Source organism: Nodularia spumigena CCY9414 (assembly GCF_000340565.2).
GTDB classification, from domain to species: domain Bacteria; phylum Cyanobacteriota; class Cyanobacteriia; order Cyanobacteriales; family Nostocaceae; genus Nodularia; species Nodularia spumigena.
In genome coordinates this window covers 3721931-3740689 of the sequence record NZ_CP007203.1, presented here as the reverse complement: position 1 = coordinate 3740689, position 18759 = coordinate 3721931, and the positions used below count along the sequence as shown (strand labels likewise).

At 41.9% G+C, this 18759-nt stretch carries 20 protein-coding genes, 1 rRNA gene and 1 pseudogene; 12 read left to right on the top strand and 10 right to left on the bottom strand.

Annotation, left to right across the window (positions count from 1 at the left end; translation table 11 throughout):
- The first annotated feature begins 117 nt into the window (after positions 1 to 117).
- Complete coding sequence (locus NSP_RS16285) at positions 118 to 429, top strand: DUF6679 family protein (protein WP_006196959.1); 312 nt, start codon at positions 118 to 120, stop codon at positions 427 to 429.
- Positions 430 to 500: 71 nt separating this feature from the next.
- Here NSP_RS16285 and NSP_RS16280 read toward each other — a convergent pair whose 3' ends face one another.
- On the bottom strand, positions 501 to 2159 hold the full coding sequence (locus tag NSP_RS16280) for an MBL fold metallo-hydrolase (RefSeq protein ID WP_173403294.1): 1659 nt from the start codon (positions 2157 to 2159) through the stop codon (positions 501 to 503).
- 654 nt (positions 2160 to 2813) lie between these two features.
- Between NSP_RS16280 and NSP_RS16270 the strand changes: the two genes are divergently transcribed.
- Complete coding sequence (locus NSP_RS16270; protein WP_173403293.1) at positions 2814 to 3779, top strand: acetamidase/formamidase family protein; 966 nt, start codon at positions 2814 to 2816, stop codon at positions 3777 to 3779.
- Between the two features lie 12 nt (positions 3780 to 3791).
- Positions 3792 to 4157: a sulfite exporter TauE/SafE family protein gene (locus NSP_RS16265; protein WP_006196956.1), complete on the top strand. Its 366-nt coding sequence runs from the start codon at positions 3792 to 3794 to the stop codon at positions 4155 to 4157.
- A gap of 117 nt (positions 4158 to 4274) precedes the next feature.
- Here the strand turns inward: NSP_RS16265 and NSP_RS16260 are convergent, their stop codons facing one another.
- The 3 genes from NSP_RS16260 to NSP_RS16250 form a co-directional block, all read right to left on the bottom strand.
- Positions 4275 to 5525, bottom strand: a complete 1251-nt coding sequence (locus NSP_RS16260) for an HhoA/HhoB/HtrA family serine endopeptidase (protein ID WP_006196955.1) — start codon at positions 5523 to 5525, stop codon at positions 4275 to 4277.
- Positions 5526 to 5748: 223 nt separating this feature from the next.
- On the bottom strand, positions 5749 to 6588 hold the full coding sequence (gene trpC, locus NSP_RS16255; RefSeq protein ID WP_006196954.1) for an indole-3-glycerol phosphate synthase TrpC: 840 nt from the start codon (positions 6586 to 6588) through the stop codon (positions 5749 to 5751).
- 57 nt (positions 6589 to 6645) lie between these two features.
- Positions 6646 to 6918 (bottom strand): HetP family heterocyst commitment protein, encoded by a 273-nt coding sequence (locus NSP_RS16250; protein ID WP_006196953.1) that lies wholly within the window; start codon positions 6916 to 6918, stop codon positions 6646 to 6648.
- 1137 nt (positions 6919 to 8055) lie between these two features.
- On the opposite strand from NSP_RS16250, the gene NSP_RS16245 reads away from it, so the two are divergent.
- The 4 genes from NSP_RS16245 to NSP_RS16230 all read left to right on the top strand — a co-directional run bounded on the left by NSP_RS16245 (position 8056) and on the right by NSP_RS16230 (position 11122).
- On the top strand, positions 8056 to 8439 hold the full coding sequence (locus NSP_RS16245; protein WP_006196952.1) for a hypothetical protein: 384 nt from the start codon (positions 8056 to 8058) through the stop codon (positions 8437 to 8439).
- Positions 8412 to 8795: a hypothetical protein gene (locus NSP_RS16240; protein ID WP_157133664.1), complete on the top strand. Its 384-nt coding sequence runs from the start codon at positions 8412 to 8414 to the stop codon at positions 8793 to 8795. The genes NSP_RS16245 and NSP_RS16240 overlap by 28 nt, the downstream gene beginning before the upstream one ends.
- Complete coding sequence (locus tag NSP_RS16235) at positions 8725 to 10038, top strand: PAS domain-containing sensor histidine kinase (RefSeq protein WP_231859487.1); 1314 nt, start codon at positions 8725 to 8727, stop codon at positions 10036 to 10038. Before NSP_RS16240 ends, NSP_RS16235 begins: the two co-directional genes overlap by 71 nt.
- A gap of 196 nt (positions 10039 to 10234) precedes the next feature.
- On the top strand, positions 10235 to 11122 hold the full coding sequence (locus tag NSP_RS16230) for a response regulator transcription factor (RefSeq protein ID WP_006196949.1): 888 nt from the start codon (positions 10235 to 10237) through the stop codon (positions 11120 to 11122).
- Here NSP_RS16230 and NSP_RS16225 read toward each other — a convergent pair.
- From NSP_RS16225 to NSP_RS16210, 4 genes are all read right to left on the bottom strand, one after another.
- Complete coding sequence (locus NSP_RS16225) at positions 11119 to 11439, bottom strand: DUF3082 domain-containing protein (RefSeq protein WP_006196948.1); 321 nt, start codon at positions 11437 to 11439, stop codon at positions 11119 to 11121. The two genes, NSP_RS16230 and NSP_RS16225, sit on opposite strands and share 4 nt — an antisense overlap.
- Before the next feature lie 45 nt (positions 11440 to 11484).
- On the bottom strand, positions 11485 to 12438 hold the full coding sequence (gene ispE, locus NSP_RS16220; RefSeq protein ID WP_006196947.1) for a 4-(cytidine 5'-diphospho)-2-C-methyl-D-erythritol kinase: 954 nt from the start codon (positions 12436 to 12438) through the stop codon (positions 11485 to 11487).
- 45 nt (positions 12439 to 12483) lie between these two features.
- The gene (gene rsmA / locus NSP_RS16215; protein ID WP_006196946.1) at positions 12484 to 13311 is read right to left on the bottom strand and encodes a 16S rRNA (adenine(1518)-N(6)/adenine(1519)-N(6))-dimethyltransferase RsmA; all 828 of its coding nucleotides are present in this window, start codon (positions 13309 to 13311) and stop codon (positions 12484 to 12486) included.
- Positions 13312 to 13379: 68 nt separating this feature from the next.
- Positions 13380 to 13568 carry a hypothetical protein gene (locus NSP_RS16210; RefSeq protein ID WP_006196945.1) on the bottom strand — a complete coding sequence of 63 codons (189 nt, stop codon included), beginning with the start codon at positions 13566 to 13568 and terminating at the stop codon, positions 13380 to 13382.
- 445 nt (positions 13569 to 14013) lie between these two features.
- On the opposite strand from NSP_RS16210, the gene NSP_RS16205 reads away from it, so the two are divergent.
- Positions 14014 to 14508 carry a hypothetical protein gene (locus NSP_RS16205; protein WP_006196944.1) on the top strand — a complete coding sequence of 165 codons (495 nt, stop codon included), beginning with the start codon at positions 14014 to 14016 and terminating at the stop codon, positions 14506 to 14508.
- Positions 14509 to 14857: 349 nt separating this feature from the next.
- Here the strand turns inward: NSP_RS16205 and psb34 are convergent.
- Positions 14858 to 15001: pseudogene (gene psb34 / locus NSP_RS27005) on the bottom strand (photosystem II assembly protein Psb34).
- Positions 15002 to 15294: 293 nt separating this feature from the next.
- On the opposite strand from psb34, the gene NSP_RS27000 reads away from it, so the two are divergent.
- The 3 genes from NSP_RS27000 (at position 15295) to NSP_RS16190 (ending at position 16532) form a co-directional block, all read left to right on the top strand.
- Complete coding sequence (locus NSP_RS27000) at positions 15295 to 15690, top strand: helix-turn-helix domain-containing protein (protein WP_006194894.1); 396 nt, start codon at positions 15295 to 15297, stop codon at positions 15688 to 15690.
- Positions 15597 to 16187, top strand: a complete 591-nt coding sequence (locus tag NSP_RS25530; RefSeq protein ID WP_173403274.1) for an HARBI1 family protein — start codon at positions 15597 to 15599, stop codon at positions 16185 to 16187. Before NSP_RS27000 ends, NSP_RS25530 begins: the two co-directional genes overlap by 94 nt.
- Positions 16188 to 16301: 114 nt before the next feature.
- Positions 16302 to 16532 carry a hypothetical protein gene (locus tag NSP_RS16190; RefSeq protein ID WP_006196943.1) on the top strand — a complete coding sequence of 77 codons (231 nt, stop codon included), beginning with the start codon at positions 16302 to 16304 and terminating at the stop codon, positions 16530 to 16532.
- 117 nt (positions 16533 to 16649) lie between these two features.
- Here NSP_RS16190 and NSP_RS25525 read toward each other — a convergent pair whose 3' ends face one another.
- Positions 16650 to 16853: a hypothetical protein gene (locus NSP_RS25525; protein WP_144360556.1), complete on the bottom strand. Its 204-nt coding sequence runs from the start codon at positions 16851 to 16853 to the stop codon at positions 16650 to 16652.
- Positions 16854 to 17123: 270 nt separating this feature from the next.
- Here NSP_RS25525 and NSP_RS16185 point away from each other — a divergent pair.
- Positions 17124 to 18613 (top strand): 16S ribosomal RNA (locus tag NSP_RS16185).
- Positions 18614 to 18759 lie beyond the last annotated feature (146 nt).

Sequence of the window (18759 nt, the reverse complement as noted above, 5' to 3'; positions counted from 1 at the left end):
GGCGATATAAGACAGGCTACGCCTGCAATTGCTGTTTGAACCCAGAATCCGCCGTGATTTATGCGGGGGAGTGCGTCAAAGGTTTCACTACGTTGTTTAAAAAGGTAGAAGCAGTACATGCTACACCGCAAGATTTATCAACTGTGTTGCGATGGGCGCGAGGTATGTGTATTCTTGCGGGACCAGCAACGCTGGATTGAACGCGCCCGCATCCTCGATATAGAAGGGGATTTAGTGACTCTACGCTATGAAACAGACGAGGAAGACGAAGTTTGTGCCTGGGAAGAAATGGTTCGTCTGGAAAGCATTGGCTCTGTAACCCAAAAGTTAGCCTCCGTGCCACGCGGTAATGCAGAATTTCTGATGACGGAAGATTGTCCAGAATCAGAGCGCATCCGTAATAATTATCCCGACTCCAATCCTGAGTAGAGATTCGATTATTCGCGTCTTTACAACACAGTGGTGAGTTTTCAGTATTAAAGGTTGCTGAAGACTCATCATTAAGTCGGGGTTTCCAAATTGGATAAGCGTTCAAAAGCAGGACAGTAACCCTCAAGGGTGACTTTGAAGTTATATAATGGGGAGGCGGGATTCCAACACCGTTGACCTCTTTGGTGTCGGCAATTACCACAAGAATCTATATTAGACCAAATATAGCGATCGCCACTTTGGTGCAGCAGTTCTCGTGGAGACAATCCCCGCAACACTAATTCTTCACCCTGCCAACGAGCTTCAATTAAACCAGTATCAGCAAACTGTCGCCAACGGGGATCATCTGTAATTGTCTCCGGTAAGGTGACTGTAATCACTGTCCCCAACTCTGTGAGTTCGCCTTCATAATTAGTTTCTGGCGGTGCCGGTTGTAAAAATGTTTCGCCAATGGGCAGTTCTACGAAAGTTCCCGCAGCTGGAGAATGCACGTGATAACGGTTTTGTAGTTCTTCTAAGCTAGTCAAATCTGCTAGGTATGCGGGGGAACCGTGGACAAAAACGACGTGCTGGGGACGCAAATTATGAATTAGCTGAGTAGTACCAGGGCCATCACTATGTTGGGCGAGAAGATAACTTTCGTCGGTGGTGGTTGCTAAATATTTTTTATTAACTTTTATATCAATTTTTTCTGGTAACAAAATCAACCAAGGGCCAGTTTCTTTTTGGCAGTACTGGTTTAAATTAGCTGTGGAGTCTGTCAGCACAATACAGGGAGATTTGCCCACAGTAGCACGATGTTCTGCCTGTAAACGACGGACTCGCGGACGCACTCGCTCATCCCAAAATAAGGGTTGATGACGGGCGAAGTTCTGCACTGATGGCGGTAGGTGGGACAGTAGTTCCAGGTAAGCATCGCAACCAGTGGCCACCGCACCATCCACCCAAATATCTAAATCCCGTCCGGTGAAGTGGTGATGAGAACGTAACAACATCAACAATTCTTGACCCAAACCTAAAGCAGGGGTGGGAAGTAGTACAGAACAACGGTCGGCGATCGCACGATTAATGCGTTCGGCTAGTTGATTTTCTTGGTGACGGCGGTGGGGATGACGGGATGTGCCATAAGTGCCTTCAATAATCAGTACATTTAACTCTAATCCTCGCAACTCTTCTAAACGCAAGCCTTCTACCAGTCGCGAGTTAGATAAGAAAAAATCCCCTGTATACAGTAGCTTATAAGAACGCTCTGCTGTCGTGTAGGTGAGTAAAATTGCTACTGCCCCTGGTAAGTGTCCGGCGGGAAATAATTCCACTACCAGACCTTCTTGAATTTCTACAGGCGATCGCAACGGCAAAGCATGACAAAGCTGAGAAATTTTCTGGGGATCTTGGTCTAGCCAATTAAGCGGTAATAACTTGCTTGTTACCTCACTAGCATAAATAGGTAACAGAGGAAAAGTATGATGTAGGTCTAGCAAACCTCTAGCGTGGTCTGGGTGGGCGTGACTGACCAAAACCACATCTGCTGGCATTTGTGACTCAGCCAACGAGGTCAGCAATGATGAACCATCCCCTAATCCACAATCTAGAAGAATCCGGTGTGGTCCCATCCGCACTAATAAACACACACCCTCATCATGGTGTTGGACACTATAGGGCAAACAGTTTAATTCACTAGCAACCTCTTCAGCATTAACGCCAGAGGATGCCGACAGATTATACCTCATGCTTTCCTCCCCTTTAACCTGATCATCATCGACATACCGCAAAAGCCAAGAATTATGCTGAATCTTGGTTTTGTCACCTAGGGGCAAGTTTTTTTGCGCCCCTACACCCGGATAAAGCCAATTTTTGATTGGGGAGGACGCTGACATCGAACTCAAACCAGTTCGGAAAATTTGCTTAACAAGAAACTCTCATCTTTGGGTTTAAAGGAGTTTACCTTGTTAATGTGCCGATCCATTACCGTGATAGTTTTCGGAATCATAAAATCCATTTTTCGTGCCAAAGAACAGGCACGCAACAGAGAATATAACTGTTAATCCCACTAAAATCAGCTTTACATCCATTTGTTTGCTGTTCCTTTCTCAAGACTTTCTTATATTAATAGAATGCTTCCCAAATCTGGCTAAATCACCAGAAAATCTTTACTATGGTTGGGTTGATTGAGCAATAGGTAAAATTACTACTATCAGTCAAATTGTATAACTTTTCTGTTAACCTGTCCATCCATATCATCAGCCTGGAACCAAGGCGAAACAAATCTTAAAAAAGTCAAAATATTTCCGAGTTTAATTTCCCAGTTTGTTTATTGAATAAAATTGATATACAAATATAGTAATACTGTAAATATTAACACATAAAACCACATTAATGCTGAAATGATGCATCATATTTTAAAAGCCACGAGAGAAACTGTACATCTGGGTGGTTTCTCGGATCTACTTAAACCAGTACTCACGATTGATTCTGGCGATACCATAGACGTGGAAACTTACACTGGTTATTACGTTTACGACAAAGCCCCACCGGAGTTTCTCACACCAGAATTTCTAGACATCTGCCAAAATTTAGCCTCAGAACGTCAGGTTGCGGGCGGACCGCATTTACTCACGGGGCCAATTTATGTACGAGATGCCGCACCTGGTGACGTTTTGGAGATAGAATTACAAGCGATCGCACCTAGTTTACCAATTGGTTTTAATGCCATTCGTACAGGTTGGGGAGCCTTACCAGAACAGTTTACTCAACCTGCGCTGAGATTTATTCCCCTAGATTTAACCAACAATATCGCCGAGTTTCCCCTTCATAGTGGCATCAAAATTCCCCTCAAACCCTTTTTTGGTATCCTTGGTGTCGCCACCCCAGAAAATTCCCGCAATTCAATTCCACCGGGTAGTTATGGTGGTAACATTGACAACCGTCAACTCCAAGCAGGTTCGCGGCTATTTTTGCCTGTTTTTGTTCCAGGTGGATTATTTTCTATTGGTGATGGACATTCAGCCCAGGGAGATGGGGAAGTTAATGTCACCGCGATTGAAACTTCCATGAATGGTAGAATCAAGCTCACCCTTCGCCAGGATTTACAACTGACAACACCTCTAGCTGAAACCCCAACTCATATTATTACAATGGGTTTTGCTCCCACTTTAGATACAGCCTTAGAACTAGCTGTGAAAAACATGATTGATCTTCTGGAACGTTTCACCAATTTGTCGGCGGAAGATGCTTATGTCTTGTGTAGTTTAGCTGTGAATTTTCACATTACTCAAGTTGTCAATAGTCCCCAAAAAGGTGTTCATGGGATGCTACCCAAATCCATACTCGCAGAGCAAATAAGTTTATAAATATTAATAAATATGTCTAATATCGTTATTCAAATGTTGACCATTGGTTTAGTTGCTGGCTTGACTGGTGGTATGTTTGGTCTGGGCGGTGGTGCAATTATGGTACCAGCAATGGTATTGTTAGTTGGTCTGGATCAAAAGTTTGCCACTGGTACTTCTATTGCTGCTCAAATTTTGCCCATTGGGATTTTAGGCGCAGTAGTATATTATCGTAACGGCAACATAAATATTAAATATGCGGCAATTATTGCTGTTGGTTTAATAGTTGGTAATTTGTTTGGAGCGTTATTTGCTAATCAGCCATTTATTAGCAGTGAAATGATTAAGAAGTTGTATGGCATTTTTTTGTTACTCCTTGGTATCAGGTATTTATTCTGAAATGGAGAATGGGTAGGGGCGGGTTTAAGCAGTGAGTCTGTAAACCGTCGCAATTCTTAATAAACCCGCCCGTACAGGAGTGGGGAGTGTCAAATTCCTGACTCAGCACTCAGTCAGTTATTGCACTTGTTGAGTGGGTAAAGCACCAGTTCGCACAGCTAAGTTAAGATTTTGCCCATTGCGCCGCAGTCCTAAGCTCACATTTCCGCCGACTTGAGCATTTTCTACGGCTTTTTGGATACTGCTGGCTTCTGTAACTGATTCACCGTTAAGCCGTTGGATGACATCCCCTGCACGTAAGCCGGCTTTAGCTGCGGGTGAGTCAGGCATAACGCGCACAATTAAGACACCTTTATCTTCATTCACCGTGACAGGGCTATTGGGGTCAGAGTTCAGACGTTCCTTGATTTGAGGCGTTAACTGTACCATTTGAATTCCTAGATAGGAATGCTGGGCTTTACCTGTAGCAATTAGTTGGTCAGAAATCCGTTGAGCTGTGTTGATAGGAATGGCAAAACCCAGTCCTTGCGCTCTTTGGATAATGGCTGTATTCATCCCAATTACTTGACCACGAGCATTTAACAAGGGACCGCCGGAGTTACCAGGATTAATGGCTGCATCGGTTTGAATAAATTCAACTCGCTTATCAGGTGCGCCAATTTGATTACTACTGCGACCGGTGGCGCTGATGATTCCTGTGGTGACTGTATTATCTAATCCTAAAGGATTTCCAATGGCGATCGCCCATTCTCCCGGTTGCAGTTCGTCTGAGTTCCCCACTTCTACAGTCGGTAGATTCTTCGATTCAATTTTGACAACGGCGACATCTGTTAATTCATCGCGCCCCATCACCTTACCTTCAAAGCTTCGCCCATCTTTCAATATGACTCTGACTGTATCCGCACCAGCAACTACGTGGGCATTGGTGAGAATACTACCATCTTTACTGATGATAAAACCGGAACCAGTACCTCGTTGTACCCGGCTTTGTTGTTCTGGTAACTGAGAACCAAAGAATTGGCGGAAAAATGGATTGTTGAATTCAGCAGGTAACCGATTAGTGACAGTTCGCGACGCTTCAATCCGCACTACAGCTGGCCCCACCTTCTCCACTACCTGAGTGACGAAGTTAGAACCTGTAGCAGTTGGTAATGGAGGTGCAGCATTGACTCGACTCACTGCTAGGTTTGATGTTCTCTCGGATATCTGTTGAGGGTTTTCAGCCAAATAACCACCGGCTAATGTCATACCTGATCCCAGCAGCACCAGTGATAAAGAGGCGGCTGCTTTTTTCCAGGGGGCTTGATTTTGGTATTTGACATGAGTCTGATCAAATGAAGCATCTCCATCATGTACTTGCTTGTTCATTGCTGCCTGTGAGAATATTTAGATGTATGACTAATAATGTAGATATTATTTGTGACGCTTTTGTTGCAAAGCTATTGCTTCGTTGTGAAATACTTGTTATTCTAACCGATTTCAGCTTCTGTGGCTAGACTATACCTATACAAACCTAGCCCGCTTGTGCGGGCTAAAACTATTATAGCCTGTGGAGGCACATTTAATTTGTGTTGGGCGGGTGGAGTATTAACTAATCACCTTTGAGCAGACAACGCACGGACTGTTCTATGTCCTCTTGTTTAATTAAAGATTCTCCCACTATCACTGCATTTGTACCAGCCTCAGCCATTAGAGATAAATCAGCGTTTGTATATAGTCCAGACTCACTGACAACTATCACACCTAAGTTTTGTAACTGCGATCGCCTAGCTGCCAGCAATTGTTGCGTAATGCCCAGATCAATGGTAAAATCTTCTAAATTCTGGTTGTTAATCCCAACTAAGCGGATGTCATCAAGCTTGAGTACCCGGTCTAGTTCACTCAAGTTATGAACCTCCACTAAAGCATTCATACCTAAATAGTGAATTACTCTCAGAAAGTCTTGAATTTCCCGATCTGTGAGAATGGCTGCAATTAGTAGTACAGCATCGGCTCCTGCTGCTCGTGCTAAATAAATTTGGCACGGATCAATAATAAACTCTTTGCACAACAAGGGCAATGCTACTCTCTGGCGAATTGCGCGCAAACTTTCCCAACTGCCATGAAAGAATGCTGTTTCCGTGAAAACTGATATACAAGCTGCACCACCTCGCTCATAAGCTTTGGCGATCGCTATGGGATCAAAATCTGTACGAATATTACCATAGAATGGTGATGCTTTTTGAACTTCTGCAATTAGTCCAGGTTTGTAAGGATTTTGTTGCAAAGCAGTCAAGAAATCTCGCACGGTTGGCGCAGCCGTTAACTGGCGTTGCAAAGAAGCTAACGACATCTGTTGGTGCATTTGCGCTACTTCTTGCTTTTTATGCCAAACAATCTCTCTGAGGATCGGTTGCAGACGGGTATTAACAGTCGTCAGTGGGTAAATCATTAGCTGCTATGTATCTGGAAATAGGGTGACTCAGAAAGGAGAAACAATGAAATCTTTTCAGAGTCGAATCCAGTTTGAGTTCATGTCAAACACTTCTTTCTTATCCATGTCTTTTGACTTTGAGTTTTCCCCTAAGCAATTATTTTTCAGCAATCGAATGTAGGTGCGGTAAGGTATGTAGTCTATAGGGTTGTAGCCAGAAAACCGCAGAATTAATACACAAGCCCAGGAATATTTTCCAGCAATAATTGCTTTGATAATTTGTTCAATTTGTTCTGTATTAATTTTCTTAGCGGCTTGTGTATTACAACTATTATTTATTTGATGCATAGCTTTCCCTCTTTTTTAATTTGGATTCCTACATCTAGATTCAATTGTGATTGATGTTTTTATCTAAAATCTAAAATCACGGGACTGATCTTTGAGAGTCTTCCTGGTAGTATCATCCAACTTCACTATCTCTATAAGAAAATTTTGCTATTACACAAAGCTGATTACAGACATTTCTGCTTATCTGTAAAAATCATTAACCAGAATTACCAGTTACTTGGGAAAATAGGGGTGGATTTAACTAGCCAGCATTTTTATCTGCCTAATATATATCTAGTTAAATTAGCCCCTAGAGATAAACCGTGTTGCAGAAGCAGCTTCTTTGTTAAGCGTACTCAATTTTTAGCCACAGATATATGAACGATTTTTGGATAGACTTATCTCTTCTTTTGCTCTTGCAATTGATTGATTTCCCGGAACTGTAATCGTGGCTCCTCAAATCACATCCAAAAATCACAAATTATACACCCTGGGATTTGGTTATAGACTTAAGCTAGTATTTTGAATAAAAGTTGTATTTTATACCCTTTTTTTCAGAAAACCTAGATTTTACTGCTCTGAAAGCCAGTTAATACATTGCTGGCAAAAAAACATCATGAGATGCTAAGAGCTTATTGCTGTTTTTTTTTGCTACCCAATATTCCTAGTTCTCAATCTTTTGTGATTATAGATACATTATTTTTTTACAATTTTTATACCTTTGGGAAGATGTTCTAGTAATACGTATATGAGATTAATAAAAAAGGTATATCTCATGACAGATGACTCAGCACATTATTCTATAGTTAGATATCTGGAGGAGTAAAATGATGAAAATTTAATTTATGACCAGGACTTACGCAAAATTATGGAAAAACGAACCACGAAGGACACGAAGGACACGTTGGCGCTAGCCTCTCCCTTTGGGAGAAGTTAAGAAGGTTTCAGAGAGTTCTTGCGTAAGTCCTATATGTAAATCACTTGAATTGCCTACTTTATCTTGGTAAGATTAAATTAAGAATTATCAGTCACTCTGAAAATCTTTATAACTAAATTTATCCTTTGTAATAGCGTCGGGTAATCAGCACTTTTAAGAAGTTGTGATTATCAAAGCTTTAGTGCCTCGACTACCAATTGACAAAAATAGCGAGTAGGGATATGAATACAGGCAATTATCAATTAGCTCAATTCGATTATTCATTAGCACTACACCCAGAAACGAAACTAAAATTTGCTAATTTACTGAGCAATCAAGCTATACATACTGTTTTTTATTTAGTAGAAACCGCGCAGTTTCTTGATGAGCAAGCCGCAACATGGCGCAGAAAGGTTAAATATTCCCAGGAAAAATTACTTTCCATTAGACTGGAAAATGTGGATGCTGGATTTTTTCGACACCATTGGTTAGAGTCATGGCGAAATATGTTGATCCAACTTGATATGTTGACGCTGACATTACAAGGTGAATTCACATTCAAATTTCGGAATGCTCCCACCCAGGGAATAAAATCTTTTTGGTGGAAATTACCTTTACCTACATAGATGAGCAAAGCAGAAAAGTTGACTGTAGCTTTGGCTGTGAGAGAAATGATGAAGTAGTAGAGGGGTGTATGTACAAGTGGATTGACGAATTACAAAATACTCAAAAGCATTTACAACAGGAAATTGCTGAACTGAAGGAAAAGGAAGCACAGATCCAACAATCCCTTTCTCTACTGCGTTCTACCCTGGAATCTACTGCTCATGGCATTGTTACAGTCAGTCTTAAAGGAGATATTCTCGGTTTTAATCAGAGAATTGGATATGTGGCACATACCCAATTCTCTGATGCTATCCAGGAATTATCTTCAATGCCAAGCTTTTTTCGAGAAGGAACTAAAATATCCAGAAGCCTATAACCAGGTGATGCGGGAAATATCCAATCAATTTGATTTGGAAAGCTACGATATTTTAGAATTAAAGGATGGGAGAATTTTTGCTCAATACTCTCAGCCGCAGTGGCTGGAGGGTAAAATTATGGGTAGACTATGGAGTATTTGGGATATTACCGAATCCCAGCGAACAGAAGAAGTACCACAGTTGAATGAAGCTAGCTGGTGTACTTTGGCAGAGACGACAAATGCTAGCATTTTTATCATTCAAGGCTGGGATTTATCCTACATGAATCCGGCGGCTGAGGTACTCACAGGCTATACAAAAGAGGAACTCATAACTGGCTTTGATGCGCGCCAATTGTTCAAGAACAAAAAGCGTAAACAGGTACATGATAAAGATTTAGAATACCAGGAAATCAAGATTCTGGAAAAAAACGGCACAGAACGCTGGTTAGCTTGTGCAGTCGCAATGCTTGATGATCAAGAAACACCATTTGAAATGATTGCAGGCATTGATATCACTGAATATAAACAAGCAGAATCGGATCTGAGTCAAACTTTAGAACAAATCAAACAACTCAGCGAACTGAAAGCGCAGTTCATGTCTATGGTTTGCCATCAATTCCGCACCCCGCTCAATGTTGTTTCGTTCTCTAATAGCTTACTCAAAAGGCATATAAATTACTGTCAGGAGGAAAAAACAGGACCATTACTTGATCACATTCAATCAGGTGTGGAACAGATCACCAAAATGTTGGATGATATTCTGTTCTTCGCGAAAGCAGAAGCAGCCAAACTCAACTTTGATGCCAAACCACTCAATTTAGTTGAGTTCTGCAATGAGTTAATTGCACAAATGCAGACAAATGGTAGTGAGAACCGCATAAATTTCGTGAGTCAAGGTCGCTACATAACAGCCTGTATGGATCAAAAACTGCTGGAGCCGATGATCTCGAACTTGCTCGATAATGCGATGAAATATTCTCCTATTGGCAGCGTAGTTGATTTTAAACTGTTTTGTGAGTGTGGGAAAGTAGTTTTTCAGGTGACAGATAGGGGTATTGGTATTCCCGTTGCTGATATACCGCGATTATTTGAGCCATTTTATCGAGGTAGCAATATTCATCATTTGCCCGGTACTGGACTAGGGTTATCCATTGTCAAAACCCTTGTGGACTTACATCGTGGTTACATTGCTGTAGAAAGTGAACTTGGTGTCAGTACCACATTTACGATGATGTTACCGGCGGTGAAATCAAAGTTATAGGAACCGCCAAGGAGGTTAGGAGATAAACGGAAGAAGGCGGGCAGACAATATGACTAAACCCGCCCGTACCATCGGTGTCCCCAGTCCGTAGGGTGGGTTAGACGGCGGTCAATGATTTTTTGACGAATCAACCTTTGTTTCCGTCGTAACCCACCGCAACATCCCTATATTTGTCAAAAATCCTAGTGATAGAAAAATGATACAGGAATCTCCGAAAACAATTCTGATAATTGAAGATGATGCTACTACCCGCAATCTTTATGCTAAAGGACTTGAGGCTGAAGGTTTCAAGACTATAGTGGCAGAAAATGGTCGAATTGGTATCGAAAAAGCACAAACCTATTTACCCGATTTGGTGGTTTGCGATATTGTCATGCCAGATATGGATGGCTATAGTGTTCTCCAGAGGATGCGCCAAGATCCTGTAACTGCGATTATTCCCTTTATTTTTCTGACTGGTAGCGATCATCAAACAGATATTCGTAAAGGTATGGAGTTGGGCGCAGATGACTATCTTACTAAACCCTGTACTTTAGAGCAATTACTTAAGGCGATCGCCATCCGATTGGAAAAGCAATCTCTTTTGCATCGCTGGTATGCGACTAAATCGCATCAAATGCCAGAATCAGTACCCGCAGACACAATTCCGTCTGTCACCTCTAACTCAATCTTTCCAGCCATTCCCCATCTCAAAGAAGTTTTCGACTACATTGAAGCTAATTATCATCGAGGAATTACTTTATCTAATGTGGCGGAGGCTGTGGGTTATTCACCAGCTTACCTCACAAGTAGAGTAAATAAAAAAACAGGTCAAACTGTTAATGGTTGGATTGTCAAGCGCCGCATGGCCGCAGCCCGGCTGTTATTGAGGGATAGTGATCAAACCATAGAGCAGATTGCTACAAAACTCGGCTATCAAAATGCTTGTCATTTCTCCCGCCAGTTCCGCCAAGATCACGGTATACCTCCCAAAACTTGGAGAAACCAAAATCAACTTTCTCAAGTTTTCAGTAGTGAGAAGAAGCCGCAAATGATCAATTCTCACCCTCAACATGAAAACTATGCACCTTTAGGTCGAGGTTAACTGTTTTTGGGCTTTGTCAATTGCTGCACCACTAATTGGATTGCCAAAGCTAACAAACCAATTGCAACTATACCAAATATTCCAGTTCCCAAAGCAACTACACCGACAACCAAAGTCCGCACAGCAGAGCCAATATTCACCACCATTGGGTTATCCGAATGGATAGGTTTAGCTGCAAAAGTTGTCGCTATGGATATCATCAGCGAATACATCGCATATCCTAGCCCTCCAGCAAATACTGCTCCGGTTATACAACGTAAGGGAGTTGGTGGAATCTGATTTTCAGCTTCTGGTTGTGTTACTTTTGAATCACTCATATATTTTTTGTGTCTTAGTGTTTTGGTGCAAAGAAAAATACTTCCTTAAATTGATGATGCTACCTGAATGCCATGTGTAATAGTCCGAGTCACAAACAATTCTAAATCCTCATCAGGAATTGCTGCTCTCATCTGTAGCTTAACTGCTTGGGCTTGTGCTTCCGACTCCACCAGCGCAAACACTGTGGGGCCAGAACCAGACATCATGGTTCCTAAAACGCCTGGTTGAGTGGCAAATAGTTCTCGCAGTTGTAAGACTTGAGGATAAGCTGCTAAGACTACACGCTCTAAATCATTGTGTAGTTTTTGGGCAATTTCTCGGGTATCTTTATTCAGGATAGCTTTAACTATTACTTCTGAATGAACTGCGGCTGCACGGGCGGCTAAATTTTCCGTATCTTTAAGATAAGTATTGCCAAATTCTTGGCGATAGGTTTTGTACGCCCAAGCTGTGGATACTTCTAGACTACGATATTTCGCCAATACTATATATATATGATCCAAACTTGGTAAAGGCGAAAGTTTCTCACCTCTACCTGTCGCAATCACTGTTCCCCCGGCGACACAAAAGGGGATATCTGAACCCAAAGTAGCACCGAGTTCTTCTAATTCTGGTTTCGTGAGTCCTAGTTTCCATAATAAATCTATCCCTATTAACACGGCTGCGGCATTTGTCGAACCTCCCGCCAACCCAGCTGCTACGGGAATTTGCTTGTTAATGGTAATTTCTACACCCCCATATTGAGCCAAGGCTTCGGGAAATTTCGCCGCCATGAGTGCTGCTGCTCGGTATGCTAGATTACTTTTGTCTGTGGGTACTTGTGGGTGGTTGCAGTTGACGCGAATCCTATCTGTGCTTAGGGATTGGACATTAATTTTGTCGGCAAGCTCGATACTTTGGAGTATCATAGCTAACTCGTGATAGCCATCCGGACGGTCACTAATGATTTCCAGATACAAGTTGATTTTAGCAGGAGCAATTAGATTGTATGAACGCATATCAGTTATCAGTTATCAGTTATCAGTTATCAGTTATCAGTCTGTTTACTGTTCAGTGTTCACTGTTAACTGGTTTGCTAATCTTACCCATTGCTGAACGCTGAGGTCTTCGGCTCGAACTTGGGGATTTATTTCTAATTGTTCCAGTAAGTGGGTCAGGCGATCGCGTTCAACCACCGATTGCAAATTATTTCTTAACATTTTACGTTTTGCGCTAAATCCCAGTTTTACCAAATTTTCAAATTTTCGGGGGTTCAGTGCGGGTGTTTCTATCGTTCGGGGACGTAACCGCACTACGGCTGAGTCTACTTTTGGCGGTGGGTAAAATGCACCTGCGGGAACGGTACAAATAAATTCACAATCAGCTAAATACTGCACCCGCACACTCAACGCGCCAAAAGTTCTCGAACCAGGATGAGCATACAATCTATCGGCTACTTCTTTCTGCACTAGTAGCACTATGGAGTCAAATGGTTCTGGGTTAGGGTTGGCGATAGTGCCTAGCAATTTCTCGATGATTGGCCCTGTAATATTGTAGGGTATATTCGCGACTACTTTATTGGGCTGTTGAAAGTTGGGAAATGGTGCTAAATGGGATGGTAAATCTAAGGTGAGGAAATCCCCTTGCAATAGTAAGAAGTTTTCTTTTTTACCGAGTTGCTTGGCTAACTGTTTGCATAAATCAAAGTCGATTTCTACTGCTACGAGCGATCGCACCAAGGGCAGTAAACGCCGAGTTAGAATACCCGTACCGGGGCCAATTTCCAGCACGCGATCATCGCTCTGGTGACATTCTGCTGCTTTAATAATAGCATCCAGAGCCTTTTCACTTTTGAGCCAATGTTGAGCAAAAGACTTGCGCGGTTTGATCATTAATTTTCCTGACTAAATCTAGTTTATACAGCAGTTTTCATTCAGATGAAGTATATATTTATCTGTGTTCATCCTACTAAGTATCGCATTTGACAATCAAATCTGGCGATCGCCACCGATGTATACTCTATAAATAAACCAATTTGCTCTTGGCTATATTTCAGGTTATTACGAATTTCTCGCTCACGCAGTTCTATGAGTTCTTGTTGAAGGGATTCATAGGCATTTTTATCAACCGTGATCAAATTACCAGTCATAGTCTTGTCTATTTTCAGCTAACGGGCTGAAGTTAACTTCAATATCTATGTTTCCCAATTGAAAATTTCAAATCTAAAATTAACTCAAAAATTATCCTAATTGATGCTAAACCAGTAAGTCTCTCAGCCTAGCCTCTTGCCATTTTTAGCTTTCAGAACCCAGGGGGACGGGAAGACAAGGAAAAAAAATTATTGGGACTATGGAAATGGGAGAATTTATGTCTGAAAAATCCTTAAACTAAGTATCCATAATAATTATTTTGCCATGAATTTCAGTTGAATTACCGTTATTTATACAAAGAATATGAACAACGTTAACTCTTCACAGCAGCTTGTAGCGTTTTTCTAAATTTATGCGGAATTCATATCAATGGCACTGAAGTTAATAGTCTATCACATACCTGTTATCAATATGATCCACAAAAAGTACGTTTTACCATTTATAATGCTAGCGATCGCTGCTAGCATCAGTAGTTGTAGTTCTAATCCTCATCCTACTTCCAGCAGTATTGACAGTCAAACACCAGATCCTACCACCACGCCAAGGACGGCTCCAAAAACACCTGCTGCCACCTCTCAAACTCCCACGAGCCAAACTGTTAATATCACCTTATATACTAGTGATATCCAATGCCAAGAATTGATTCCGCAACAAGTCTCATTAACAGCAGCAGAACCCATAACAGCTGCGGTAGGTAAAATTATAGAAGAACAAAATACAGCTGATTTTGACTTGTCTGCTTATCGTGTCCAAGTTCAAAATGGCATCGCTACAGTTGATTTTCGGCTATCTGCTTTGTCAAAACGGCAATTTGTTTCTCTTTCTAGTTGTGAACAGTTTGCTTTATTTGGCAGTCTTCGCAAAACTTTAATCAGTAATGCTGAATGGAATATTAAAGACGTTCGCTTCACTGAGCAAGGGAAGGAATTAATTCTTTAACACGTAAATTAACTCCGGAATTAGCTTTAGTTATAATTGATAATTATTCACTGATGAATGGGAATTTCAATCACACATTCTGCACCTTCACCAAGGATGGAATTACAAGATAAATTTACCGATTAAACTAAGCGGGGTGAGAAGGAGAAGTCCAAATGACGATGAGAAATACCGATACCGAAATCAACAAATATTAGCTAACGCCCAAGGTAACCAAAATTAACGTAAGTAGGTCGGCGGAAATAAAGTTAACTAGCTAGGGTCGTCATTGGTCATTTGTCATTGGTCATTAGTAAGGGTTTGGTCCCTGTTTACGAGTCTTAACATAGTTTGGTTTATTCATGCTTACCTACTTAGTCACAACCAATGTAGCAAACGCACCTTGCACCGCATATTGACGTTGCTCTTCTTTGTTGGGGTAGTTAGCTCAGTACATTTTGGGTTCGTTAGCGTAGTTATTCAGAATACCGCTTTCGTTAATGGTTGTATACATAATATTTTCCTGTATTTGTTACCTTATGTAAACTAATATAACAAAATTGTTACGATTCGTCAATGCTACTTGACAAGTAATAGTAGATGACGGTACTAGGATATGCTTATCCACAGCAAAGTGAGACATTGCCTCTGACGGAGGAGAGTAAAAATATCACTGAGGCGATCGCATAACTTTCCGGTCTACTTATTTGAGAGACTTTCAAAAACTTGTAAATAGGTATAAGACATCTCCGAAAAAGAATAAAATTATGGTATAAGAGTATAAAATGCTATTTTTAGTAAAGCATTATGAGCAGTATATTCGATTATATCCAAAATAATCCCCAGGAAGCACAGCGTTTAGTAGGGCTGAAATATGAACAGTTGCAGGAACTTTTAGACAAAGCCATTAAACGGCACAATCATAAACGAGAATTGCTTGAAGATAGAAAAGTGAGAATTATTCTGGGTGGAGGTGGTCGCAGACCAAAATTATCACCATCGGAGCAAATAATTCTCACCCTAACATATTTACGACATTTAACCACATTTCAACTATTGGGTATTCAATTTGGCGTGAGTGAAACAACTGCAAATGATACGTTTAACTATTGGTTGCCATTATTGGGAGAATTATTACCACCAAGTTTAGTAGAACAGGTAAAAAAAACTCCAGTGACTATGAAATTGTTAAAGAAGTTTTAACAGACTTTGAACTAATCGTAGATAGCTATGAACAGCCCATAGAAAGACCTTCAGAGTATCAACAGCAGGAAAAATATTACTCAGGTAAGAAGAAAATGCACACTAGAAAAAGTCAATTAATTGTTCTGCCTAATGGTAGAGATATTGTTGATGTAGTAGCTGGTGAGCCAGGACGAAAAAGTGACATAAATTTATTTCGGGAAAATAAAAATGGGTTTGAAGAGAAACAAAAATTTTCCGGTGACAAAGCTTACCAAGGAGAGAAATCAATTAAAACACCTGAAAAAAAGCCTAGAAAAAAAGAATTAAGTTCTGAACAAAAAATTCAAAATAAAGAACTGGCATCAGAGCGCATATTTGTAGAACATTTAATTCGTTTAGTGAAGATATTTAGAGTAGCTCAAGAAAGATTTAGATTAAATTCCTCTAAATACGAGCAGATAATTATGACTATTTGTGGACTCGTTAGATTACGCATTGGCACATTTATTTTGTAACTATAAAAACTTGAAATTATTTATAATAAAATTACCTCAAAGAGATCCTACTTTTGGCTAATTACCAACAACACGCATTTCTAACACCTATTCTACCGTAGAATCTCAGGATATTTGCAGTTAGCGATCGCTCACCAAAAATATCGTAACTGCAAGGGTTTGATAGTTTTCGGAGATGTCTATAGAAGTGTGACTATACCTCTGTTAGCCTCTGTATTTGCGGTTGATATTATCCTGCTGCTTGTAGTGGCTCAATTACTTGAGGGGGAAATCTGGAAGGTTAGCCACGCTTTCCCAGGCGTTCTGGGATTAGCAGTTCTCCAAAAGTGTGTTTTTGGACATTAGTACTTAACTTCAGGGATACCAATCGATGAAAACTCTACCCGCATATCTATATATGGTTGTTTAATTTTAGTTTCTCAGTTTCTATGTATTAGTAGGCGATCGCCTCTATCCACTGGCTTATAAAGGCATGAAACTCAAGAGATACGGCAATTGCAGAGCATACCTAGCAAATTTAGAATGGGTTCTATAGGAGCGATCGCCCCTAGCCCCAATTGACTGGAAAACCTTCACACAGACACTGCCTAAACAATCGATAGCATGAATCATGGCAGGTGATGATAACTTCGATGCTCCGTTATCCACATTGCGGCGTTCTACCAAATACCTATCACGAACGGGTTTCAGTCAGTTTTCTTGCCCCTTTTAAAAAAACTTTGCCAAACCCCTTGACGAAACCAGATAGAGTTGTTATGTTAAATAAGTGCCAAGGCAAAAGCCGCAACACCTGAACCGAGAAAACAAAATACTTTGAAAGCGAAACAATAACCAATCCTCGTCAAGAAGATTTAGTTTGGGAAGATTCCCAAAGGTTAATCAAAAATTTTTACAGGATTCTGAACCGAGAGTTCGGAAGCAAACTCTAAGCACAACAAAACGGAGAGTTTGATCCTGGCTCAGGATGAACGCTGGCGGTATGCTTAACACATGCAAGTCGAACGGTCTCTTCGGAGATAGTGGCGGACGGGTGAGTAACGCGTGAGAATCTGGCTTCAGGTCGGGGACAACCACGGGAAACTGTGGCTAATACCGGATATGCCGAGAGGTGAAAGGCTTGCTGCCTGAAGATGAGCTCGCGTCTGATTAGCTAGTAGGTGTGGTAAAAGCGCACCTAGGCGACGATCAGTAGCTGGTCTGAGAGGATGATCAGCCACACTGGGACTGAGACACGGCCCAGACTCCTACGGGAGGCAGCAGTGGGGAATTTTCCGCAATGGGCGAAAGCCTGACGGAGCAATACCGCGTGAGGGAGGAAGGCTCTTGGGTTGTAAACCTCTTTTCTCAGGGAAGAAAAAAATGACGGTACTTGAGGAATAAGCATCGGCTAACTCCGTGCCAGCAGCCGCGGTAATACGGAGGATGCAAGCGTTATCCGGAATGATTGGGCGTAAAGGGTCCGCAGGTGGCTATGTAAGTCTGCTGTTAAAGAACCTAGCTTAACTAGGTAAAAGCAGTGGAAACTACAAGGCTGGAGTGCGTTCGGGGTAGAGGGAATTCCTGGTGTAGCGGTGAAATGCGTAGATATCAGGAAGAACACCAGTGGCGAAGGCGCTCTACTAGGCCGCAACTGACACTGAGGGACGAAAGCTAGGGGAGCGAATGGGATTAGATACCCCAGTAGTCCTAGCCGTAAACGATGGATACTAGGCGTGGCTTGTATCGACCCAAGCCGTGCCGGAGCTAACGCGTTAAGTATCCCGCCTGGGGAGTACGCACGCAAGTGTGAAACTCAAAGGAATTGACGGGGGCCCGCACAAGCGGTGGAGTATGTGGTTTAATTCGATGCAACGCGAAGAACCTTACCAAGACTTGACATGTCGCGAATCTCTCTGAAAGGAGAGAGTGCCTTCGGGAGCGCGAACACAGGTGGTGCATGGCTGTCGTCAGCTCGTGTCGTGAGATGTTGGGTTAAGTCCCGCAACGAGCGCAACCCTCGTTTTTAGTTGCCAGCATTAAGTTGGGCACTCTAGAGAGACTGCCGGTGACAAACCGGAGGAAGGTGGGGATGACGTCAAGTCAGCATGCCCCTTACGTCTTGGGCTACACACGTACTACAATGCTACGGACAAAGGGCAGCTACACAGCAATGTGATGCAAATCTCACAAAACCGTAGCTCAGTTCAGATCGCAGGCTGCAACTCGCCTGCGTGAAGTCGGAATCGCTAGTAATTGCAGGTCAGCATACTGCAGTGAATTCGTTCCCGGGCCTTGTACACACCGCCCGTCACACCATGGAAGCTGGTCACGCCCGAAGTCGTTACCCCAACTGTTCGCAGAGGGGGATGCCGAAGGCAGGACTGGTGACTGGGGTGAAGTCGTAACAAGGTAGCCGTACCGGAAGGTGTGGCTGGATCACCTCCTTTTAGGGAGACCGAATCCACTCAAACATCGAAAGCAAATCGCAATTAGATACTGAGTTGGTCATTCCTAGGTCGGTCGAGAATTGGTGAAAGCTTTCAAAGTATTTTTGGTTCAGTTCATTTATAAACATCTTAATCTCTAATTGGAA